The sequence below is a fragment of the Noviherbaspirillum agri genome, from assembly GCF_054780595.1.
This window is the reverse complement of record NZ_BAAGWA010000002.1, coordinates 102,848-123,392: the sequence shown is the minus strand read 5'-3', so window position 1 is coordinate 123,392 and position 20,545 is coordinate 102,848. Positions and strand designations below refer to the sequence as shown.

Below are 20,545 nucleotides of genomic sequence, written 5' to 3'. Positions count from 1 at the left end.
CCCGGTGCATCCGGTTCCATGGAGGCATCGGCAGCCGTCTGTATAATGTGCTGAGCGCCTGGCGTTCCCGCATCTTTCAAATAGAGCGGTCAGCCTTTGTCATTCACGCCGGGCTTTGCTTCTTCCCGCTTTGGCTCGAACAGATGACAGAACAAAACAACGGCACGCTGGAACAACTATTCCAAAACAATCGCAACTGGGCTGCCTCGATGGAGGGGCAGGATCCCGGTTTCTTCAAGAAGCTGGCCGGCCAGCAATCGCCGGAGTACTTGTGGATTGGCTGTGCGGACAGCCGAGTCCCGGCCAATGAAATTGTCGATCTCCTGCCGGGTGAGTTATTCGTTCACCGCAATATTGCCAACGTCGTTGTTCACACCGATCTGAACTGCCTTTCGGTCTTGCAGTTCGCTATTGACGTGCTCGGCGTAAAACATGTGATTGTCTGCGGCCATTACGGCTGTTCCGGCGTGCATGCGGCACTTGCGAGGCGACGCATCGGCCTTGCCGATAACTGGTTGCGTCATGTGCAGGACGTGCATCAGAAACACGAGCGCTATCTCGGCGAAGCGCTTCCAACCAAAGTCAGGCAGGATCGCCTCTGTGAGCTCAATGTGATCGAGCAAGTGGTTAACGTCTGCCAGACCACTATCGTGCAGGATGCATGGGAGCGCGGCCAGTCTTTGACCGTGCACAGTTGGGTATATGGTTTGCAGGATGGCTTGCTGCGTGACCTCGGCCTGACAGTCAGGAGCGCGGAAGAGCTGGCGGCGAAGCTGCCGGCCAGCCTCGCCCGCTACGAAGGCAATGCCGGCAGTTCTGCCTAGAAGCAGTGTTCAGCGGCTGGGAAGGACTTGTCCTTGACCGCCGCAATGTAGGCGCGGACGGCGCCCTCAATGCTGGTCTGGCCTTCCATGAAATTTCTCACGAAGCGTGCCTTGCGACCTGGGAATGCGCCCAGCATGTCATGCATGACGAGAACCTGCCCGGCGCAATCAGGCCCGGCGCCAATGCCGATGGTTGGAATGGAGAGCATATCGGTTACTTCCTTGCCGAGCACCGACGGAATCGCTTCCAGCACCAGCAGCGAGGCGCCCGCAGCCTGCAGCTTCAACGCATCGGCTTTCAGCACGTCGGCGGCTTCCACGGTCTTGCCCTGTACCTTGTAACCGCCCAACTGGTGAACGGATTGTGGCGTCAGGCCGAGATGAGCGCATACAGGAACTGCCCGCTCGGTAAGGAAGCGAATGGTCTCTGCCAGCCAGGTACCACCCTCGAGCTTGACCATTTGCGCGCCTGCCTGCATCAGTTGCACGGCATTGTTGAATGCGGCTTCCGGCGTGGCGTAACTGCCAAATGGCATGTCGGCAACGAGGAATGCGGTCTGGTTGCCGCGAGCAACACTCGCGGTGTGATATGCGACATCTGCCAGCGTCACAGGCAGTGTCGATGTATGGCCTTGGCAAACCATGCCGAGCGAGTCGCCGACTAACAGCACTTCGACACCACAGCGATCCATTAGCGCAGCGAAGCTTGCGTCGTAGCAGGTGAGCATCGTGATCTTTTCACCGCTGTTGCGCAGTGCCTGCAGCGATGTCACCGTCACCGCCTTGTTGCGGACGGTGGATGTTGCGTCTTGCAGATAGCCCGACATATTCATTCCCCAAGATTAAAAAATTCGCGTCTGCCGCGCATGTTGCCGATTCGATTCAGCAGCAGGGTAAAGTCTTCATCGCGCTCGATCGGATTCAGTCGTTCGGTATTGACGATCAACAGCGGCGCAGCGTCGTAATGATAAAAGAAGCGGCTGTAACTTTCACAAAGGCGATGCAGGTAGAGCTCCGAAATGCTGTTCTCGGTCGGCAAGCCGCGCTTGCGTACACGGTCGATCAAGGTTTCGGGCTGGGCCTGCAGGTAAATCACGAGGTCGGGACGTGCCGCCTGCGGACGCAGATGATCGTAAAGTTGCTGATACAGGTTCAGCTCGTCATCACCCAGCGTCAGGCGTGCAAAGAGCGGATCCTTTTCGAGCAGGAAGTCGGACACGATGCGAGCATTGAACAGGTCCGTTTGTGCCAGATCGCGCAGCTGGTTCATGCGCTGGAACAGGAAGAACATCTGCGTCGGCAGCGCATAACGCGCAGAGTCGCGGTAGAACTTGTCCAGGAATGGATTTTCCTGCGGAAGTTCGAGCAGCGTCTGAGCGTTGATGTTCTCGGCAAGTTTGCGCGCCAGACTGGTCTTGCCGACGCCGATCGGGCCTTCGACGACGATGTAGCGATACTTCTCGAGACTCATGTGCGGAAGATGAAGTAGACAGCGCCAACCAGGCAAAGCGCCGCCCATACGTAATCCATCTTGAACGGCTGGTTCATGTAGAGCATTGCGAACGGCACGAAGACGCTCAGCGTGATCGCTTCCTGCATGATCTTGAGCTGTGCCAGGCTGAACTCGGTGTAACCGATGCGGTTGGCCGGAACCTGCAGCATGTACTCGAACAAGGCAATCGTCCAGCTCACGATTGCGGCAATCCACCATGGCTTGCTTGCCATGTTCTTCAGGTGCCCATACCAGGCAATTGTCATGAAGACGTTCGACAAGGTCAGCAGGCCGACCGTTTGGAGTGCAACAGGGATTTGCATGCGTCAGATTTTTTGAATTGCTTGTCCCGCCACACCGGGAACGAAGCTGTGCGCAGGCCCCTGTCCGGGAATCGTGAGTAGGGGATCAAGCTGCAGCAAGGGGATCAACGCGAACGCGCGTTGCGTGAGGCGGGGATGAGGAACAGTGAGCTTCTCGGTCTTGATCGTTTGTTGACCGTACAACAGGATATCGAGATCGAGCGTGCGTGGTGCATTGCGGAATGGCCGCTCGCGTCCGAATTCGAGTTCAAGTTGCTGCAGTGCGTGCAGCATCTCGGAGACACTCAAACCAGTGTCGACCCGCGCGACAGCATTGATGTAGTCGTCGCCTCCCGCATCCACAGGCGCCGTACGAAACAGGTTGGAGTGCGCGTCAAGCCGCGTTTCCGGAAGCTGCCCGAGGCGGATAATCGCGCGCTGAACGTTTCCGCGCGCGTCGCCAAGATTGGAGCCGATGCCGATATAGCAGGCGGTCCGAACCTTACTCATGGCGTGCTGCCGCCTTCGACAGGTGCGCTCTTGTGTTTGCTGCGTCCGCTGCGCCGGCGGCGTTTTTTCGCGGGTGCGCCTTCGCCTTCAGGCTTGCGGAGCTTGGCGAGCAGGGCTTCGCGTCCGGGCCCATCTGCAGCAATGAAGTCGGTCCACCAGTCGCCGATATCCATGTCGATCTCGCCCGATTCGCAACGCAGCAACAGGAAGTCATAGCCGGCGCGCAAACGCGGATGCTCGAGCAGCTTGTAGGGCGATTTGCCGGTACGCCGCTCGAAGCGAGGTTGCATGGCCCAAAGGTCTCGCATGTCGGTCGCAATGCGGCGCTGCAGTGCCAGTTTCTCTGTCTGTGTGTTGAGGACGTCGTCTGCTGCAAGATGCAGCGCTGGAATTGGATATTCGCCTGCCGCCTGGTATGCGTTCCACTTCTCCAGCACCTGATGCCACAGCAATGCCGCAAACAGAAAGCCCGGCGATACCGGTTTGCCTTGCTGAACGCGCTCATCGGTATTGGATAGCGCAAGGGTGACGAATTTTTCGCCTAATGGCTGTTCGAGCACGACGTCCAGCAGCGGCAAGAGGCCATGGTGCAAACCTTCCGTGCGCAATTGCTGCAGACAGGCCAGGGCATGGCCGCTCATCAGCAGCTTCAGCATTTCATCAAAAACACGCGCAGCCGGCACGTTGTTAATGAGCGGGGCCATCACTTGAATTGGCTCACGCGTTGCCGGATCGATGGTGAACTGCAGCTTGGCGGCGAATCGCACGACGCGCAGCAGGCGCACCGGATCTTCGCGATAACGCGCTTCCGGCGTGCCGATGATGCGCAGCGTCTTGTGGCGGATATCCTCGATGCCGTGGTGGTAGTCGAGTACTGTCTGACTTGCCGGATCGTAGTACATCGCGTTGATGCTGAAGTCGCGCCTTGCTGCGTCCTCGTGCTGTTCGCCGAAGGTGTTGTCGCGCAATACGCGACCGTGCTCGTCCTTGGGGGCGTTGTCAGCCGAAGCGCCGCGGAAAGTCGTGACCTCGATGATGTCCTGCCCAAACATCACATGTACGATCTGAAAACGCTTGCCGATGATGAACGCGCGTCGGAACAGGCGTTTCACCTGTTCCGGTGTGGCGTTCGTCGCGACATCGAAATCCTTTGGCTTGACGCCAAGGAGGAGGTCGCGCACTGCGCCGCCGACGACAAATGCCTTGAAGCCGGCTTCCTGCAGGGTTTGCGTCACGCGCACCGCATGCGGCGACAGGAGCTGCGGGTTGATTCCATGTTCCTTCGGGCCGAGCACGACCGGCTTGGCGTGACTGTCCGCCTTCTTCTTCGTGCCGAGTATGCGCTTGATAAACTTTTTAATCATCGAACAGAGTGAGGATAGGCCAGCCTTGTGCCTGCGCATGTGCTTTGAGCAAGGCATTCGGATTGGTCGCAACCGGGTGGGTAACGGCGGACAGCAACGGGATGTCGTTCTGCGAGTCGCTATAGAAGTAACTGCGCGGGAATGTGTCGAGAGATTTGCCCTGCGCCCCCAGCCATTCATTCGTATGGATTACCTTGCCGGGACCGGAGGTCGGGATGCCGCGGAGCTTGCCGGTGATTTCCCCATCCGGCGTGACTTCTGGCTCGGCGGCGATCAGGTTGCGTACACCGAACGCTTCGGCAATCGGGGCAGTGACGTACTTGTTGGTTGCGGTGATGATGGCGACCACGTCACCGGCATCCTGGTGCTTTTTCACCAGGTCGCGCGCGACAGGCAGGATTGCCGGGCGGATGACTTCATCCATGAATTGCGCATGCCATGCGTCGAGCTGCCTGCGCGGGAATTGCGCCAGCGTGCCGAGCGCAAATTCGAGGTACTCCACCGGGTCGAGCGTTCCCGCTTCGTACTGTGCGTAGAAGTCGGCGTTGCGCTTGGCAAAGGCGTCGGCATCGACAGCGCCAATGCGAACCAGGAATTGTCCCCACTCGTAATCGGAATCGAGGGGCAGGATGGTATGGTCCAGGTCGAATAAAGCTAAATTCATTCTACTTTCGGTTCGCCTTCGATCTGCAGCAGGCTGCGCAGCAGCGGTAATGTGATCGGGCGTTGGGTTTCCAGTGAATATTGGTCCAGTGCGTCGAGCATGGCGGACAAGGACCGCATGTCCCGGCGGAAATGGGTAATGAGATAGGGTAACACGCCGGGCGACACGGTGATACCGCGCGCCAAGGCCGCCTGATTCAGTGCGGCGATCTTTTCCTCGTCGGTCAGCCCATGGACCTGGTAGATCAGGCCCCAGCCCAGGCGGGTACGCAAGTCCTCGCGCAGTTCCAGGTTGGCGGGAGGCTTGTCTCCTGCGGTGACCAGCAAGGCGTCGTTTTCCCGCACCTGGTTAAAGAGATTGAAAACGGCGATCTGCGCTTCCGGCGACAGGCGTTCGCAGTCATCGACCAGGTAAAGCTTGATGTCCGGGACAAACAGGTAGTCGTCGGCCTTCTCGCTGATCGGAATGTACCGCGCATCGGACTGTCCGGCCAAGGAATGCAGGAGATGCGATTTGCCGGCGCCCGCTTCGCCCCACAGATAGACAAAACGCTCGTTGGCACTGACCCCGGTCCGGCCCGCAAATTGCCGCATCAGCTGCAACAGTTCTGCATTGCGTCCGACGACAAACGTATCAAGCGTCTGTGGTTTTACGGCGCCGAGATCGAGCGTTAATTGCCTCATAGCTGACGATATAAACTGCTATTCAAAAGTTGGGTGCGCAAATACTTCTTCGAAGGCGAGCACGCTGCAGCACGGATTGTGATTGATCCTGCTTTTGCAATGCTGGCAACATTGTCTGATCCGTTTTGCACAGGAGTGAAAGAAAAAGCCACCAGCAAGGGGGCGAAACGGAGCGGTTTGTTAAAATACCAGACTTGCCCGCAGCATTCGTGCCAAAACTGTCTATTTTACCGCCTCTCACACTATTCAGATCATGAGTTCCACTTCCAACGTATCCCTTTCTTACCGCGACGCCGGTGTTGACATCGATGCAGGCGACGCGCTGGTCGAAGCGATCAAGCCGTTTGCCAAACGCACCATGCGCGAAGGCGTCTTGGGCGGCATCGGCGGCTTCGGCGCACTGTTCGAAATCAGCAAGAAATACAAGGAGCCGGTGCTGGTGTCGGGCACCGATGGTGTCGGCACCAAGCTGAAATTGGCCTTCCATCTGAACAAGCACGATACGGTCGGCATCGACCTGGTCGCGATGAGCGTCAACGACATCCTGGTACAGGGCGCGGAACCGCTGTTCTTCCTCGACTATTTCGCCTGCGGCAAGCTGGACGTCCCGTCCGCGACCGACGTCATCAAAGGCATTGCCAAGGGATGTGAACAGGCTGGCTGCGCGCTGATCGGTGGTGAGACGGCCGAAATGCCGAGCATGTATCCGGATGGTGAATATGACCTCGCCGGTTTTGCTGTCGGCGCAGTCGAAAAGTCGAAGATCATCGATGGCACCAAGATCGTCCCGGGTGACGTCGTACTCGGTTTGGCTTCCTCCGGCGCGCATTCGAACGGTTATTCGCTGGTACGCAAGATCATTTCCGTCGCAAAGCCCGACCTGAATGCCGACTTCCATGGTCGCAAGCTGGCGGATGTGCTGATGGAACCGACGCGCATTTATGTGAAGCCCCTGTTGTCACTAATGGAAAAGCTGGAAGTCAAAGGGATGGCGCACATCACAGGCGGCGGCCTCGTGGAAAACGTGCCGCGTGTGCTGGGCAAGAGCCTGACTGCTGTCCTGCACCGAGATGCATGGACCATGCCCCCATTGTTTACGTGGTTGCAGCAGCACGGTGGCGTGGCAGATGCGGAGATGCATCGGGTATTCAACTGCGGCATCGGCATGGTCGTGATTGTGTCTAAGGAAAATGCAGATGCGGCAATCGCTCACTTGAAGGCCGCAGGAGAAACCGTCAGCCGCATCGGCGAGATCCGCGAACGCCAGGGCGACGAAGCACCGACCATCGTGGTTTAAGCGAGACCAGTAAACTGGCGCGAAGGTCAGCGAGGCGGCCGCAGGATATCCTGCGGCCGTTTTTACTTTGCAGACTCAGTACGGGCCCCTGCCGTTGCCCTGCCAGGCCAGCATTTGCTCAATCGATGCCGCCAATCAGGGGGTCCTGATATGGTCAACGAGTGCGTCGGTGCGCTGGTCCGGTCGGGACGTCATCAGACTGACCACTCCGATGGTCAGGAAGCCGGCCGGAACACCGAAGATACCCGCAGAGATCGGTGCAATGCCCAACCACTGGTTAAGTGCGGTGCCGCCAAACGCCGGATAGGTTCGCAACATGTAATACACGCATACGGCAAAGCCGGCGATCATCCCCGCGATTGCGCCTTGCTGGTTCGCCCGCTTCCAGAAAATGCCTAATACGAGTGCGGGGAACAGCGCTGATGCGGCCAGCGAGAATGCCGCGCCTACCATCGAAAGAATGTCGCCGGGCTTCAGTGAGGCGGCGTAAGCCGCGACCAATGCCACGACGAGCAACAGCAGCTTCGAGATCGTGACGCGCTTCTGCGTCGAAGCTACCGGATCGACGGTCTTGTAGTAGATGTCATGCGATAGTCCGTTGGAGATCGTCAGCAGCAGGCCGTCTGCCGTTGATAGTGCCGCTGCGAGGCCGCCCGCAGCGATCAGGCCGGAGATCACATAAGGCAAGCCGGCAATCTCCGGCGTCGCCAGCACCACGATATCGCCATCCATGGCTATCTCCGCCAGCTGCACGATGCCATCCTTGTTCATGTCCGTGATGGTCACCAGCGGATTGATCTTGTCCACGCTTGCCCAGTAGGAGACCCAAGAGGGCAGCTTGGAGAACTCGGTACCGACGAGCGAGGTATAGATATCGTACTTCACCAGTACCGCCAGTGCCGGCACGGTGATGTACAGGAGCATGATGAAGAGCAGTGCCCAGAACACGGACCGCCGTGCCTGCGGCACCGTAGGTGTCGTGTAGAAGCGCACCAGGATGTGTGGCAGCGCAGCGGTCCCCATCATCAGGCAAAGCGCCAGTGCCATGAAATTGTTGCGCTTGTTGTCTGACGCTTCTTCCGTCTTGCCGGGGAATGGCGTCGTATGGGCCACGACGGGCTCGGCGCGCGCGAGGTTCAGCGCCTTTGCGTCCAGCCACTTGCGCCGCGCTTCATCCGGGTCCTTGGGATAGTCGGCGAGCGCACGGCTTGCGGCCTTGATCTCGATGAGCGAAGCATTGCTGCGCTTGAGGTCTTCGACATTCTGCCGCGCCTCCATGAGTCCATCTTCCCAGGCCTTTGGCAATGCATTGATCCTCGCATCGTATTCTTCCGCCCGCTGACGAAACATCGCCCGAACCTGCTGCTCCATCAGGTCATTGCCGATTTCCTTTTCGCGCTCGCTCAGCTTCGACAGGGCCGATCCGTAGGCTACCTGCGGCACCGGGAAGTCCGTGTGCTTCACGGAAAGCCAGACCACCGGGATCATGTAGGCGATCAGCATGATGATGTACTGCGTTACCTGCGTCCAGGTGATTGCCCGCATGCCGCCGAGGAAGGAGCAGACGAGGATACTTGCCAATCCGAGGAATATGCCGACCGAAAAATCGACGCCGGTAAAGCGCGAGGTGATCAGGCCGACGCCATAGATTTGCGCGACCACGTAGGTAAACGAAACGAGGATGGTGAATGCTACCGCAAGGATGCGGACAACATTGCTGCCGTAACGCCCGGAATAGCGGGCGGCCAGAAAATCGGGAATCGTGTATTGGCCGAATTTGTTCAGGAAGGGCGCGATCAGTAGCGCCACGAGGCAAAAACCGCCGGTCCACCCGATGATGTAAGCCAGGCCGTCAAATCCCATCAGATAAAGGCCGCCGGCCAGGCTGATAAAGCTTGCGGCGGACATCCAGTCGGCTGCAGTGGCCGCGCCGTTGAACAGTGGCGGTACGCGGCGGCCGGCAACATAGTATTCCGACACATCAGAGGTCCGGCTGATGACGCCGATGCCGGCATACAGCACGATGGTCGAGAAAATGAACATGTACCCGATCCATGCGCGAGGAAAGCCTTCCCTTTCCAAGATCGCGAGCACCGCCAGGAAAATCACAAAGCCGATTGTATAGAGGCTGTAGTAATTGACCAGCCGGCGGAAGAATGGAGAGTTAGCCATTGCGCGTGTCGTTGTTCAACTGTTTGTCGAGGCGGCGCATCCGCCTTGCGTAGAGCGCGACCAGAACCACATACAGCAGGGTCAGTCCCTGCGCAGCCATATAGAAGGAAAACGGCCAGCCAAACAGGCTGAAGTGCGAAAGCTCACGCGCGAAGAAGATCATGCCGAAGGTTGCGATAAACCAGATCGCGAGCAGAGTGAATGTGAAGCGGCGTGTGCGCTGCCAGTACATGGCGCGATGGTGCATGGCCTTTGCTGAGTTGTGCGGCATCAACCTATATCCTCGATAAATTCGGGGCGCTGCTCCATACGCAATGTCACGCGGAACAAGCTGCCCGGGAATTTCGGATCATTGCAGTGGGGATTGCTGAATATCTCAACATTGGCGCCGTGCTGTAATGCGATCTCCCGCACGATCGCCAGGCCGAGTCCGCTACCCTCCGCATTGCTACCCAGAATGCGATAAAAGCGTTCGAAAACATGCGAGCGCTCCGCAGGCGGAATGCCGGGGCCGGTGTCTTCCACTTCCAGGATTGCCTGGTCTTCCATCGCATTTGCCCGCACCCGCACCGTGACCGATCCGCCTTGGGGTGTGTAGCGCAAGGCATTGTCGACAAGGTTGCTGAGCAGCTCACGCAACATCACAGGGTTACCGCGTACCATGATCGGATGCCCCGGCTGCTCGAAACCCAAGTCAATGCGGTGCGAGAAGGATGCTTGCACCCAGTCCTGGACCACATTGCGCGCCAGCTCGCACAGCTCAAGCGGAACGAAGGGTTTCGCTTCCGGCGTCTGGTTCTCGGTACGCGCCAGCGCCAGCAACTGGTTGACCAGCCGGGTTGCGGATTCCGAGCTTTTGGCGAGTTGTTCCAGCGAGCGATGGATTTCGGCGGCGTCGGTTTCACGCAGCGCCAGTTCCGACTGCATCCGCATGCCAGCCAGTGGCGTCTTCATCTGATGCGCGGCATCGGCAATGAAGCGCTTCTGCATCTCGATGCTTTGCGACAGGCGCTCCAGCAAATCATTCAGTGAGCGTACCAAGGGGGAAATCTCTTCGGGAACCTGACCGGGCTCGATCGGACTCAGGTCATCGGAACGTCGCGCCCGTATGCGCTGCTGCAGTTCCGCCAGTGGCGATAGTCCGCGCGACAAGGCGAACCAGACCAGTGCCAGCGCAATGGGAAGGATGATGAATTGCGGCAGGATCACACCCTTGATGATTTCATTGGCGAGATGGGCGCGCTTGTCGAGGGTTTCAGCCACTTGCACCACGGCGAGCAGTGGCTCCTGCTGTGTTGTACGCCCTTGGCGGGGGCGTCGGAGATCCACATGCATGTACGCGATCCGGACCTCGCTTCCGCGCACCGTCTCGTTTCGGAACTGCACTGAACTCGTTGCTTGCTTGTCATCATCAACTGGCGGAGGAGGCAAATCCCGATCACCGTCAATATATTCGCCATGCGGACCGCGGACCTGAAAATAGACATAGTCAACGTCGTCTGCACGCAGGATGTCCCGCGCAGGGGCAGGAAGCTGCGTCACGATCTTGCCGTTGACTTCCTTGACTTGCTGGGCAACGACGATTGCACGGTCATCCAGCGCGCGATCGAAAGGATAATTGGCGATTGATTTCGCCACCAGATAGGTGACGGCGATGCTCATTGGCCAGAGCAGCAGCAGTGGCACCAGCATCCAGTCCAGGATTTCGCCGAACAGCGAGCGCTGGATACGTTCCTCAGGCTGGGTCTCGACTGAAGTGTATGGCGGAGGTGTGTCGGAAGTAGCGGAGGCGCTCGCATCCGGACGATAGGCGTTGCTCATGAAACCAGGTCAAGGCGTAGCCGGAGTGCTGGTCGTGCCTTGTGCGTTCGGCTCGGAATATTTCTCCAGGCAATAGCCGAGGCCACGGACCGTCGCAATGCGTACGCCGCCACCTTCGATCTTCTTGCGCAGGCGGTGCACATATACTTCGATCGCGTTGTTGCTGACTTCCTCGCCCCATTCGCACAGGTGGTCAACCAGCTGTTCCTTCGATACGAGGCGGCCGGTCCGCTGGAGCAGCACTTCCAGCAATCCCAGCTCGCGCGCCGACAGGTCCAGCATCTGGTCATTCATGTAGGCGATGCGGCCAACCTGGTCGTAGGAGAGGGGGCCATGCTTGATTACCGTCGGGCCGCCCCCGGCGCCGCGGCGCGTCAGTGCCCTGACGCGAGCTTCCAGTTCGGACAGGGCGAACGGCTTGGGCATATAGTCGTCTGCCCCCAAGTCCAAACCCTTGACGCGCTGTTCGATTGAATCGCTTGCGGTGAGGATCAGGACCGGCAGGCGGGAGTTGCGTGCGCGAAGGCGCCTTAGCACCTCAAGCCCGGCCATTTTCGGCAAGCCCAAGTCCAGGATCAGCAAGTCAAAATCCTGCGTGGACAGCGCTGAATCGGCTTCCAGCCCATTCTTTACACAATCGATTGCGTAGCCTGACTGCCGCAGGGAGCGCGTTAGTCCATCGGCTAGTACACTATCGTCTTCGGCAAGCAAGATACGCATTCTGGCACTCTGCAATCAGATTGTTACGTAGTCTATTTCTTTTCATTACTACCGGCAAGGCGAAGCCCTTCACCTATTTATCTGCATTGTGAGCGCTTTTTCAAGAAGTGGAATTTGCGCTTGCATACGGCACTGTTTTTTTATACAGTATGCATTGTAACGTCAAATTCAACTCGCAATAATTTGCCAATCGGCTTGCGCGAGTGACCAACCATCTAACCGTCGAGAGATTCTATTTATGGATGACAAGAAATCCGCGCAGAACCCGGAAAAGAGCAAGGCACTTGCTGCGGCGTTGGCGCAAATCGAAAAGCAATTTGGTAAAGGCTCCGTAATGCGCATGGCCGATGGCGCCGTCGCCGAGGAGGTGCAAGTGGTGTCGACCGGCTCGCTCGGTCTGGATATTGCACTTGGCGTCGGTGGACTGCCGCGCGGCCGCGTCGTCGAAATCTATGGTCCGGAGTCTTCCGGTAAAACGACGCTGACCCTGCAGGCAATTGCAGAGATGCAAAAGCTCGGCGGCACCTGCGCATTCATCGATGCGGAGCATGCATTGGACGTCGTTTATGCGCAGAAGCTTGGTGTCAATTTGTCAGACCTGCTGGTCTCCCAGCCGGATACCGGTGAACAGGCCCTTGAGATTTGCGATGCATTGGTACGCTCCGGTAGCGTCGACCTCGTGGTCGTCGACTCGGTGGCAGCGTTGACGCCTCGTGCAGAAATCGAGGGCGACATGGGTGATTCCCTGCCGGGCCTGCAGGCACGCCTGATGTCCCAGGCGCTGCGCAAGCTGACGGGCAGCATCAACCGTACCAACACGCTGGTGATCTTCATTAACCAGATCCGTATGAAGATCGGCGTCATGTTCGGCAACCCGGAGACGACGACTGGCGGCAATGCGCTGAAATTCTATGCATCGGTACGCCTGGATATTCGCCGCACCGGCTCTATCAAGTCCGGTGATGAAGTGATCGGTAATGAAACCAAGGTCAAGGTTGTGAAGAACAAGGTTGCGCCGCCGTTCAAGGAAGCGCACTTCGACATCCTCTACGGAGAAGGTACGTCGCGCGAGGGCGAGATTCTCGACCTGGGTTCGGAGGCGAAGATTGTCGAAAAGTCTGGTGCCTGGTACAGCTATAACGGCGAACGTATCGGCCAAGGTAAGGACAATGCACGCAATTACTTGAAAGAGCATCCGGAATTGGCACGCGAAATTGAAAACAAGGTGCGTGCTTCCCTCGGTGTGCGGGAGTTGCCTCCGACAGTCGCCGAAGCCGAATAAGACCGTTATCAACCTTTATTTACATCCCGAATACTTCACGTGAGGGAGCCCGCGCTGCTGGAACACCATGGCAAAGCTGCAAATGAGTCTAAAGGCGCGGGCTCTGAAGTATTTGTCCGCACGAGAGCATAGCCGGCTGGAGCTCAGCCGGAAGCTTTCCCGTTATGCGCAGGAAGGCGATGATATCGACGCTCTGCTCGACGCGCTCGAATCCGCCAAGCTGTTATCCCAATCCCGTTTCTCTGAATCGCTGGTGCATCGCCGTGCCGCCCGGTTTGGCAACAACCGTATCTTGTCTGAATTGCAGACCCATGGCATCGATGGAGAAGCTCTCAGCGATATCAAGGCAAGCCTGACCCAGGATGAAGTGCAGCGGGCGCGGGAAGTCTGGCGCAGGAAATTCGGCCATGCGCCCGCTGATGCTGCTGAGCGGGGAAAACAAATGAGATTTTTGCAACAGCGCGGCTTTTCACACAGTGCGATACAGGCGGCAATAAGAAATGCCGACGAAATAACCGACTGACTAGTGAGTACTGGTACTCGGTTGCCGCATGATTGGTGGCGGGGGGCAATCCGCTCGTTTATTCCGCGCGTTTATGTTTCCTCATCTCTTGGAAATTGCCCTCCATTTGCGCAAATCTGTGTGTCAGCCAGGCGTTGCCATAGCAAAACATCAGCATGGCGAACGGCAGAAGACCTGTGCTACACTTCCAAGGTTTTTTGCAGCGCCGCAGGAGCGGCTGTTGTCGTAGAAGCTGCGACAGCGACACGCAAATGCGGCTTATTTCTGGCCGCCTCACCGGCATCGGTTCTTATGCCCTTATCACCGCCGACATCCCGCCGTGCGTTAAAGCACACGCGCGCAATCCAGGTCGAAGCGTTCGCGCGCGACGATGGCTTGTGGGACATCGACGCGCGTATATCAGATATCAAAACCCGTGATACCACGCTCGCTTCCGGCACCAGACCGGCCGGAGCTCCACTGCACGATCTCTGGCTGCGGCTGACCATTGATACCAAGATGAGCATCGTCAGTGCGGAAGCTGTTTCCGACGCTGTTCCGTATCCTGGCTTCTGCGACACCATCGGTCCCGCCTATACGAAGCTGATCGGCCTCAATTTGCTGCAGGGTTTCCGCGAGGGCGTCCGCCAGCGATTGTCGGGAATCCGGGGCTGCACCCATTTGACCGAGCTCGCCCAAGTTCTCCCAACGGCCGTCATTCAGGCGTTTGCCGGTGACGTAATTGATACTCGCGATGGCGCGAGTACGGATGAGCAAAGTCACAAACCATTTCAACTCGATCGCTGTCACGCCCTGCGTACCGATGGCGAAGCGGTCGCGCAATATTATCCGCGCTGGGCGGTTAAGCCTCAGGAAGTCTCCGAATCCAGTTAGTTTCAACCAAGTTTGTTTTTTCCAATAAGCGTCTGAAGGGAAGCTCGCATGAAAATCCATGAGTATCAGGGCAAAGAAATCCTCCGTAAGTTCGGAGTGACGGTTCCGCGCGGTATCCCGTGCTTTTCCGTTGAAGAAGCGGTCAAGGCGGCCGAGACTCTTGGAGGCCCGGTCTGGGTCGTCAAGGCTCAGATCCACGCGGGTGGTCGCGGCAAGGGCGGTGGCGTGAAGGTCGCCAAATCGCTCGACCAAGTCAAGGACTATGCAAATGCCATCATGGGCATGCAGCTCGTCACGCATCAGACCGGTCCGGAAGGACAAAAGGTGCGTCGCCTCCTGATCGAAGAAGGCGCTGACATCAAGAAAGAATTGTATGTGTCGATGGTCACCGACCGTCTCAGCCAGCGCGTGGTGTTGATGGCATCCAGCGAAGGCGGCATGGACATTGAAGAAGTCGCTGAAAAGCACCCTGAGCTCATTCACAAGGTCATCATCGATCCGGCAACCGGCCTGACCGACGCCGATGCCGATTCGATCGCTTCCAAGATTGGCGTTCCCGCAGGCTCCATCGCCGACGCGCGCAAGCAACTGCAAGGCTTGTACAAGGCATACTGGGAAACCGACGCTTCGCTGGCCGAAATCAACCCGCTGATCCTGACCGGCGACGGCAAGGTAATTGCCCTCGACGCCAAGTTCAATTTCGATGCCAACGCCTTGTTCCGTCACCCGGAAATCGTCGCGATGCGCGACCTCGACGAAGAAGATCCGGCGGAAGTCGAAGCATCCAAGTTTGACCTCGCCTACATCTCCCTCGACGGCAATATCGGCTGCCTGGTGAATGGCGCCGGCCTGGCCATGGCGACCATGGACACCATCAAGCTGTTCGGCGGCGAGCCGGCCAACTTCCTCGACGTTGGTGGCGGCGCCACTACCGAGAAAGTGACCGAAGCATTCAAGCTCATGCTGAAGAACCCTGGCCTGAAAGCCATCCTGGTCAACATCTTCGGCGGCATCATGCGTTGCGACGTTATTGCTGAAGGCGTGATCGCAGCCTCCAAGGCGGTATCCCTTGGCGTGCCGCTAGTCGTCCGCATGAAGGGCACCAACGAAGATCTCGGCAAGAAGATGCTGGCCGAATCCGGCCTGCCGATCATCTCCGCCGACACGATGGAAGAAGCAGCCCAGAAGGTCGTTGCTGCGGCCAACGGACAATAATTGAGGGAAGAAACATGTCGATTCTGATCAACAAAGACACCAAAGTCATCACCCAAGGCATCACCGGCAAGACCGGCCAGTTCCACACCCGCGGCTGCCGTGACTATGCCAACGGCAAGAACTGCTTCGTCGCCGGCGTGAACCCGAAGAAGGCCGGCGAAGATTTCGAAGGCATTCCGATTTTTGCCAACGTCAAGGAAGCCAAGGAAAAGACTGGCGCTACCGTTTCCGTCATCTACGTTCCGCCGGCAGGCGCAGCTGACGCGATCTGGGAAGCGGTCGAAGCCGAGCTCGATCTCGCCATCTGCATCACCGAAGGCATCCCGGTCCGCGACATGCTGATGGTCAAGGACAAGATGAAGAAGGCTGGCAGCAAGACCTTGCTGCTTGGACCGAACTGCCCTGGTCTGATTACGCCTGAAGAAATCAAGATCGGCATCATGCCGGGCCACATCCACAAGAAAGGCCGCATCGGCGTCGTGTCCCGCTCCGGCACACTGACCTACGAAGCTGTTGCGCAACTTACCGCGCTCGGTCTGGGCCAGTCGTCTGCAGTGGGTATCGGTGGCGACCCCATTAACGGCCTGAAGCACATCGACGTGATGAAGATGTTCAACGACGATCCTGACACCGATGCAGTCATCATGATCGGCGAAATCGGCGGTCCGGACGAAGCCAACGCAGCTCACTGGATCAAGGACAACATGAAGAAACCGGTGATCGGCTTCATCGCCGGCGTCACCGCTCCTCCGGGCAAGCGCATGGGCCATGCTGGCGCGCTAATCTCCGGTGGCGCTGACACCGCGCAAGCCAAGCTGGAAATCATGGAAGCCTGCGGCATCAAGGTTACCAAGAACCCGTCCGAGATGGGGCGCTTGCTGAAGTCGGTGCTGTAACAATCCTGCGCAGTAGGATGCAGGAAAAGACAGGGAGCTTCGGCTCCCTCAGACTGCTGACAAACCCTCGCCGAGTGCGAGGGTTTTTGTTTTAATGGCGCATGCTCAAGACGCCCACGCCCGCCCAGCGCGAACTGGAGATGGTCACGCTGGAAGAACTGGTTCCGAAGGACCATCTTCTTCGCCTGATCGACCGTCACATCCGCTTCGATTTCATCCGCGAACAAACAGCCCATCTGTACTGTGCCGACAACGGCCTCCCGGCCCTGGATCCGGTCATGCTGTTCAAGATGCTGTTCATCGGCTACCTGTTCGGTATTCGCTCGGAACGGCAACTGGTGCGCGAAATCACCGTCAAAGTCGCCTACCGCTGGTTCCTGGGCCTGCGCCTGACCGACAAGGTGCCCGACGCGTCCACGCTGTCGCAGAACCGCCGGCGCCGCTTCGCCGGCACCGACATCGAGCAGTTCATCTTCGATGCCATCGTCGAGCAGACGATCGAACACGGCTTAGTCGGCGGCCGGGTTTTCTACAGCGACAGCACCCACCTGAAGACATCGGCCAACAAGAATCGCTTCGATGTGCACCAGGTGCAGCAGAAGCCGGCCGAGTACCTGGCCGAACTCAATGCCTCCATCGGCGCCGACCGCGCCGAACACGGCAAGAAGCCGTTGCCGCCCGATGACGAGGATCCGCCGAGCAAGGGCATCAAGGTCAACCCGGTGGACTCGGATGCCGGCTACATGGTGCGCGACGGCAAGCCGACCGGATTCTTTTACCTGGATCACCGCACCGTCGACGGCGTGCACGCGATCATCACCGATACGCATGTCACACCGGCCAACGTGCACGACAGCCAACCCTACCTGAGCCGACTCGATCGCATGCGCGCGCGTTTCGGCTTCGAGGTGGCCGTCACGGGACTGGATGCCGGCTATTTCACGCCGCACATCTGCAAGGGCCTGGTCGAGCGCGGCATCTTCGGCGTGATCGGCTATCGTCGGCCGAATCAACGTGACGGGTATTCTTACAAGCGCGAGTATGTCTACGATCGCGAGCGCGATGGCTACGTGTGCCCGAATGGCGAGTTTCTCGCCTATTGCACCACCAACCGGCTCAGCGACAAGGGCCGTGCGCTGTACAAGCGGCGCAAGGAAACGGTCGAACGCAGCTTTGCCGATGCCAAGGAGTTGCATGGTCATCGCTACGCCCGCTTCCGGGTGGGGGGCTGGCGAAAGTGCGCGCGCAAGCGCTGCTGGTGGCAGTGTGTCAGAACATGAAGAAGATGGCGCGCCTGCTGGAGCAGGCTTTGCGGTCATTGTTTGCGCTATTTATGCACCTGTGGACCGCACCACAGGCTCTGCACTGGCGTTGCACGCAATTCGGCAAAAAACCGACTGTCGCGCCGACTGCGCAACTCGCCCTCGCCTGATCGCTTCTGCGAACAATAAAAAACCCCACCTTCCGAAAAAGACGGGATTCGTCAGCAGTCTGAGGGAGCTTCGGCTCCCTGTCTTTCCTGCTCCGCGGGTTTGTACGGCGGAGCTATTGCTAATGAATGACATGCCGAATGGTGACGTTGGCAGCTCCCTTGAGCAATACAGCCCAGCTACGCGCGCACACGTATAATTCGTGTATGACCAACGATGTCAACCTCGAATTCTCCGCGAAGACAGATACCGGGCGAGTGCGTCTTCAAAACGAAGATTGTGTCGCAATCTGCCCGGAGTATGGACTCGCCATTCTTGCCGACGGTATGGGCGGGTACAGCGCGGGCGAGGTTGCGAGTCGCATTGCCGTCGATGCCGTTATATCAATACTGGAGCGGAGGCTTGCAGGGTCGCGCGCGGCGGTCGCGGATTCGCGTCCTGTACAAGCAATCGCACAACTGCTCGATGAAGCAATTCATGCTGCAAATGGGGCGGTCTTGGAGGCCGCTGACACCCAACCGAAATACGCTGGCATGGGAACAACAATCGTTGCCGCTGTGATTCGCGACGGCAGAATCACGATCGCACATGTTGGCGACTCACGCGCATATCGCTATCGCGCTGGAAAGTTAGTACAGCTCACAAGGGATCATTCTTTGCTTCAGGAGCAGATTGATGCGGGCCTCATTGAACCTAAATGGGTTCGATTCGCACAAAACAAGAACCTCGTTACGCGCGCCGTCGGTGTTGACGCCGAAATGGATGTTGAAGTTCATGACTATGATGCACAACCGGATGACGTATATCTCCTGTGTTCGGACGGTCTTTCAGACATGCTGATGTCCGAGGAAATCGAAGAAATCCTGTCCCGCCAAGCCGGCACCTTGAAATCCCGATGTGAGTCCCTTGTTAAGCAGGCAAATTACAATGGAGGATATGACAACATATCAGTCGTTCTCATCAACCTGCAATCATCGCAGCAAGAACAGCCGTGTTTCCTGGGACGCGTCTGGAGCTGGATTTCTTAAAATGAAGCCGATCTCGCAGCAGGCAATTGCACGCCTTGCCATCGCAAGCCCCGAAGGTGTCGTACATGAGTTTCTCGTCGAAGAGGGCACCATTTCCATCGGACGGGCACCTTATAACAAACTGGTGATCGAGGATCCGGCCATAAGCGGTGAGCATGCGGCTATTACGTTCGTGCAGGGTGAAATGATCCTGGAAGATATGGACAGTACGAATGGCACGCAAGTCAATGGGCAGCCGGTCAAAAAACACTTTCTCCAAGATGGTGATCTTGTCGCGTTGGGCCGTTATACCGTGCGCTATGTACGGCTGCCCTTACGTGATTCGACCGAGAGGTGATTGCTACGAGCGCAGGGCGACGTGCACTCCCGGTCACGCATTCACTCCTCTGACTTTTTACGGGGAGGCGGACGGCGAGGCGCGGTTTCTTCGAGCTTCGACAACAGTGCGGCGAGCGAGAATTTTGTTTGCAAACATATAAAAGCTACCGGAAGCACGAGACGGCACACAATATTGCTTTTAAAAATTGAGCGCACAGGAAATCTAAGATGAAGCAGTTTTGGGCTGCGTCGCGCTGATACATCAATATAGTGACAATCGGGGATCCAAGTCCAACCTTGGGACAGAACTGACAATTTAGGGTGGTTCTAGCGAGCTCTCCAGAACGTGGCGAACGTGAAGTGACAAAAAGCGTCATGGAGTCGACAAAAACTATCACTCCCAAGTTTCGCAACCCACATTAATACGCAGGTTTCCGGCTGGCACGGTCATTGCTCATTAGGAACCGTGGCAGGAGGCTGCCAAATTTCCAAAAAAGGGAGAAGCAAATGAAAGTCATGAAAAAAGTCCAACAAGGTTTTACCCTGATCGAACTGATGATCGTCGTAGCGATTATCGGTATTCTGGCAGCTGTTGCTCTGCCGGCTTATCAGGATTACACGGTGCGTGCGCGCGTTTCAGAAGTCGTACTGGCGGCGTCGACATGTCGTACCGGGATTACTGATGCTGTCTCAAATGCGACGGGTGCTGACGTTTCCGATATTCTGCCCGAAGTTTGCAGCGTAACGGCAACCAAGATGGTGACATCCGGCTCCTCCGATGAAAATGGTGTAATTACCATCGTCGCTAACGAAGCCAACTTGGGGTCAAGCGAAATTGATGCAACTCATAATGCCATCTCCTTGGTGCCATACGTCGGCGCAACCGCACTGGTCGGCACCACAGACGGTCAGAAGACAATCACCGAATGGAAGTGCGGTCCTGCTGCTACCAACCCGTTGCCGTCGAAATTCCTGCCGGGTTCTTGCAAGTCGACCAGCTAATTTAGTCTGATCTTGCTGATAGAAATGACCGCTGCGGCGGTCATTTCTATTTCTGAAGGCGATACGATGGCGGCGAGGGGGATTCCTGATGTTCATTGTTCCGTTCCGTTCCGCAATAATTGAGGGCAC

At 57.6% G+C, this 20,545-nt stretch carries 21 protein-coding genes and 1 pseudogene; 11 read left to right on the top strand and 11 right to left on the bottom strand.

Annotation, left to right across the window (positions count from 1 at the left end; translation table 11 throughout):
* Nucleotides 1-143 precede the first annotated feature (143 nt).
* Entirely contained in the window at nucleotides 144-824 is a 681-nt protein-coding gene (gene can / locus ACYVIA_RS03290) for a carbonate dehydratase (RefSeq protein ID WP_460838695.1), read from the top strand.
* Here can and panB read toward each other — a convergent pair.
* The 7 genes from panB to hda are packed head-to-tail and all read right to left on the bottom strand — an operon-like array spanning nucleotide 821 to nucleotide 5,839.
* Nucleotides 821-1,651, bottom strand: coding sequence for a 3-methyl-2-oxobutanoate hydroxymethyltransferase (gene panB, locus ACYVIA_RS03285; RefSeq protein ID WP_460837859.1), 831 nt, complete (start codon nucleotides 1,649-1,651; stop codon nucleotides 821-823). The genes can and panB overlap by 4 nt on opposite strands.
* 2 nt (nucleotides 1,652-1,653) lie before the next feature.
* Complete coding sequence (locus ACYVIA_RS03280) at nucleotides 1,654-2,295, bottom strand: deoxynucleoside kinase (RefSeq protein ID WP_460837858.1); 642 nt, start codon at nucleotides 2,293-2,295, stop codon at nucleotides 1,654-1,656.
* Nucleotides 2,292-2,639 (bottom strand): DMT family protein, encoded by a 348-nt coding sequence (locus ACYVIA_RS03275; protein WP_460837856.1) that lies wholly within the window; start codon nucleotides 2,637-2,639, stop codon nucleotides 2,292-2,294. The genes ACYVIA_RS03280 and ACYVIA_RS03275 overlap by 4 nt, the downstream gene beginning before the upstream one ends.
* Before the next feature lie 3 nt (nucleotides 2,640-2,642).
* Nucleotides 2,643-3,128 (bottom strand): 2-amino-4-hydroxy-6-hydroxymethyldihydropteridine diphosphokinase, encoded by a 486-nt coding sequence (gene folK / locus ACYVIA_RS03270; RefSeq protein WP_460837854.1) that lies wholly within the window; start codon nucleotides 3,126-3,128, stop codon nucleotides 2,643-2,645.
* The gene (gene pcnB / locus ACYVIA_RS03265) at nucleotides 3,125-4,492 is read right to left on the bottom strand and encodes a polynucleotide adenylyltransferase PcnB (RefSeq protein WP_460837852.1); all 1,368 of its coding nucleotides are present in this window, start codon (nucleotides 4,490-4,492) and stop codon (nucleotides 3,125-3,127) included. Before pcnB ends, folK begins: the two co-directional genes overlap by 4 nt.
* Nucleotides 4,485-5,156 carry a histidinol-phosphatase gene (locus tag ACYVIA_RS03260; protein ID WP_460837850.1) on the bottom strand — a complete coding sequence of 224 codons (672 nt, stop codon included), beginning with the start codon at nucleotides 5,154-5,156 and terminating at the stop codon, nucleotides 4,485-4,487. The genes pcnB and ACYVIA_RS03260 overlap by 8 nt, the downstream gene beginning before the upstream one ends.
* The gene (gene hda / locus ACYVIA_RS03255) at nucleotides 5,153-5,839 is read right to left on the bottom strand and encodes a DnaA regulatory inactivator Hda (RefSeq protein WP_460837848.1); all 687 of its coding nucleotides are present in this window, start codon (nucleotides 5,837-5,839) and stop codon (nucleotides 5,153-5,155) included. The genes ACYVIA_RS03260 and hda overlap by 4 nt, the downstream gene beginning before the upstream one ends.
* A gap of 253 nt (nucleotides 5,840-6,092) precedes the next feature.
* On the opposite strand from hda, the gene purM reads away from it, so the two are divergent.
* Nucleotides 6,093-7,136: a phosphoribosylformylglycinamidine cyclo-ligase gene (gene purM, locus ACYVIA_RS03250; RefSeq protein WP_460837847.1), complete on the top strand. Its 1,044-nt coding sequence runs from the start codon at nucleotides 6,093-6,095 to the stop codon at nucleotides 7,134-7,136.
* A gap of 135 nt (nucleotides 7,137-7,271) precedes the next feature.
* Here purM and ACYVIA_RS03245 read toward each other — a convergent pair whose 3' ends face one another.
* Genes ACYVIA_RS03245 through ACYVIA_RS03230 form a run of 4 tightly spaced genes read right to left on the bottom strand, consistent with a single transcriptional unit; the run spans nucleotide 7,272 to nucleotide 11,849 of the window.
* Nucleotides 7,272-9,308: a sodium:solute symporter family protein gene (locus tag ACYVIA_RS03245; RefSeq protein ID WP_460837845.1), complete on the bottom strand. Its 2,037-nt coding sequence runs from the start codon at nucleotides 9,306-9,308 to the stop codon at nucleotides 7,272-7,274.
* On the bottom strand, nucleotides 9,301-9,579 hold the full coding sequence (locus ACYVIA_RS03240) for a DUF4212 domain-containing protein (RefSeq protein WP_460837843.1): 279 nt from the start codon (nucleotides 9,577-9,579) through the stop codon (nucleotides 9,301-9,303). The genes ACYVIA_RS03245 and ACYVIA_RS03240 overlap by 8 nt, the downstream gene beginning before the upstream one ends.
* Nucleotides 9,579-11,129 (bottom strand): sensor histidine kinase N-terminal domain-containing protein, encoded by a 1,551-nt coding sequence (locus tag ACYVIA_RS03235; RefSeq protein WP_460837841.1) that lies wholly within the window; start codon nucleotides 11,127-11,129, stop codon nucleotides 9,579-9,581. The genes ACYVIA_RS03240 and ACYVIA_RS03235 overlap by 1 nt, the downstream gene beginning before the upstream one ends.
* Nucleotides 11,130-11,138: 9 nt before the next feature.
* A complete protein-coding gene (locus ACYVIA_RS03230) occupies nucleotides 11,139-11,849 on the bottom strand; it encodes a response regulator (RefSeq protein ID WP_460837839.1) in 711 nt (236 codons plus the stop codon).
* A gap of 238 nt (nucleotides 11,850-12,087) precedes the next feature.
* Between ACYVIA_RS03230 and recA the strand changes: the two genes are divergently transcribed.
* The 9 genes and pseudogenes from recA to ACYVIA_RS03185 all read left to right on the top strand — a co-directional run bounded on the left by recA (nucleotide 12,088) and on the right by ACYVIA_RS03185 (nucleotide 20,416).
* A complete protein-coding gene (gene recA, locus ACYVIA_RS03225) occupies nucleotides 12,088-13,131 on the top strand; it encodes a recombinase RecA (protein WP_460837837.1) in 1,044 nt (347 codons plus the stop codon).
* A gap of 67 nt (nucleotides 13,132-13,198) precedes the next feature.
* Nucleotides 13,199-13,654 (top strand): recombination regulator RecX, encoded by a 456-nt coding sequence (gene recX / locus ACYVIA_RS03220; RefSeq protein WP_460837836.1) that lies wholly within the window; start codon nucleotides 13,199-13,201, stop codon nucleotides 13,652-13,654.
* A 291-nt stretch (nucleotides 13,655-13,945) separates the two neighbouring features.
* Nucleotides 13,946-14,527 (top strand): DUF2889 domain-containing protein, encoded by a 582-nt coding sequence (locus tag ACYVIA_RS03215; RefSeq protein ID WP_460837835.1) that lies wholly within the window; start codon nucleotides 13,946-13,948, stop codon nucleotides 14,525-14,527.
* A 48-nt stretch (nucleotides 14,528-14,575) separates the two neighbouring features.
* Nucleotides 14,576-15,742: an ADP-forming succinate--CoA ligase subunit beta gene (gene sucC, locus ACYVIA_RS03210; protein WP_460837833.1), complete on the top strand. Its 1,167-nt coding sequence runs from the start codon at nucleotides 14,576-14,578 to the stop codon at nucleotides 15,740-15,742.
* Between the two features lie 14 nt (nucleotides 15,743-15,756).
* Complete coding sequence (gene sucD / locus ACYVIA_RS03205) at nucleotides 15,757-16,638, top strand: succinate--CoA ligase subunit alpha (RefSeq protein ID WP_460837831.1); 882 nt, start codon at nucleotides 15,757-15,759, stop codon at nucleotides 16,636-16,638.
* Nucleotides 16,639-16,739: 101 nt separating this feature from the next.
* Nucleotides 16,740-18,070 (top strand): annotated as a pseudogene (locus ACYVIA_RS03200) (IS1182 family transposase).
* A 204-nt stretch (nucleotides 18,071-18,274) separates the two neighbouring features.
* Nucleotides 18,275-19,096 (top strand): Stp1/IreP family PP2C-type Ser/Thr phosphatase, encoded by an 822-nt coding sequence (locus tag ACYVIA_RS03195; protein ID WP_460837829.1) that lies wholly within the window; start codon nucleotides 18,275-18,277, stop codon nucleotides 19,094-19,096.
* Between the two features lies 1 nt (nucleotide 19,097).
* Nucleotides 19,098-19,433 carry an FHA domain-containing protein gene (locus ACYVIA_RS03190; protein ID WP_460837827.1) on the top strand — a complete coding sequence of 112 codons (336 nt, stop codon included), beginning with the start codon at nucleotides 19,098-19,100 and terminating at the stop codon, nucleotides 19,431-19,433.
* 488 nt (nucleotides 19,434-19,921) lie between these two features.
* Nucleotides 19,922-20,416: a pilin gene (locus ACYVIA_RS03185; protein WP_460837826.1), complete on the top strand. Its 495-nt coding sequence runs from the start codon at nucleotides 19,922-19,924 to the stop codon at nucleotides 20,414-20,416.
* Nucleotides 20,417-20,545 lie beyond the last annotated feature (129 nt).

Coding starts and splice junctions, on each gene's coding strand:
- can (WP_460838695.1), top strand. CDS start 144: ATGACAGAACAAAACAACGGCACGCTGGAACAACTATTCCAAAACAAT.
- panB (WP_460837859.1), bottom strand. CDS start 1,651: ATGTCGGGCTATCTGCAAGACGCAACATCCACCGTCCGCAACAAGGCG.
- ACYVIA_RS03280 (WP_460837858.1), bottom strand. CDS start 2,295: ATGAGTCTCGAGAAGTATCGCTACATCGTCGTCGAAGGCCCGATCGGC.
- ACYVIA_RS03275 (WP_460837856.1), bottom strand. CDS start 2,639: ATGCAAATCCCTGTTGCACTCCAAACGGTCGGCCTGCTGACCTTGTCG.
- folK (WP_460837854.1), bottom strand. CDS start 3,128: ATGAGTAAGGTTCGGACCGCCTGCTATATCGGCATCGGCTCCAATCTT.
- pcnB (WP_460837852.1), bottom strand. CDS start 4,492: ATGATTAAAAAGTTTATCAAGCGCATACTCGGCACGAAGAAGAAGGCG.
- ACYVIA_RS03260 (WP_460837850.1), bottom strand. CDS start 5,156: ATGAATTTAGCTTTATTCGACCTGGACCATACCATCCTGCCCCTCGAT.
- hda (WP_460837848.1), bottom strand. CDS start 5,839: ATGAGGCAATTAACGCTCGATCTCGGCGCCGTAAAACCACAGACGCTT.
- purM (WP_460837847.1), top strand. CDS start 6,093: ATGAGTTCCACTTCCAACGTATCCCTTTCTTACCGCGACGCCGGTGTT.
- ACYVIA_RS03245 (WP_460837845.1), bottom strand. CDS start 9,308: ATGGCTAACTCTCCATTCTTCCGCCGGCTGGTCAATTACTACAGCCTC.
- ACYVIA_RS03240 (WP_460837843.1), bottom strand. CDS start 9,579: ATGCCGCACAACTCAGCAAAGGCCATGCACCATCGCGCCATGTACTGG.
- ACYVIA_RS03235 (WP_460837841.1), bottom strand. CDS start 11,129: ATGAGCAACGCCTATCGTCCGGATGCGAGCGCCTCCGCTACTTCCGAC.
- ACYVIA_RS03230 (WP_460837839.1), bottom strand. CDS start 11,849: ATGCGTATCTTGCTTGCCGAAGACGATAGTGTACTAGCCGATGGACTA.
- recA (WP_460837837.1), top strand. CDS start 12,088: ATGGATGACAAGAAATCCGCGCAGAACCCGGAAAAGAGCAAGGCACTT.
- recX (WP_460837836.1), top strand. CDS start 13,199: ATGGCAAAGCTGCAAATGAGTCTAAAGGCGCGGGCTCTGAAGTATTTG.
- ACYVIA_RS03215 (WP_460837835.1), top strand. CDS start 13,946: ATGCCCTTATCACCGCCGACATCCCGCCGTGCGTTAAAGCACACGCGC.
- sucC (WP_460837833.1), top strand. CDS start 14,576: ATGAAAATCCATGAGTATCAGGGCAAAGAAATCCTCCGTAAGTTCGGA.
- sucD (WP_460837831.1), top strand. CDS start 15,757: ATGTCGATTCTGATCAACAAAGACACCAAAGTCATCACCCAAGGCATC.
- ACYVIA_RS03195 (WP_460837829.1), top strand. CDS start 18,275: ATGACCAACGATGTCAACCTCGAATTCTCCGCGAAGACAGATACCGGG.
- ACYVIA_RS03190 (WP_460837827.1), top strand. CDS start 19,098: ATGAAGCCGATCTCGCAGCAGGCAATTGCACGCCTTGCCATCGCAAGC.
- ACYVIA_RS03185 (WP_460837826.1), top strand. CDS start 19,922: ATGAAAGTCATGAAAAAAGTCCAACAAGGTTTTACCCTGATCGAACTG.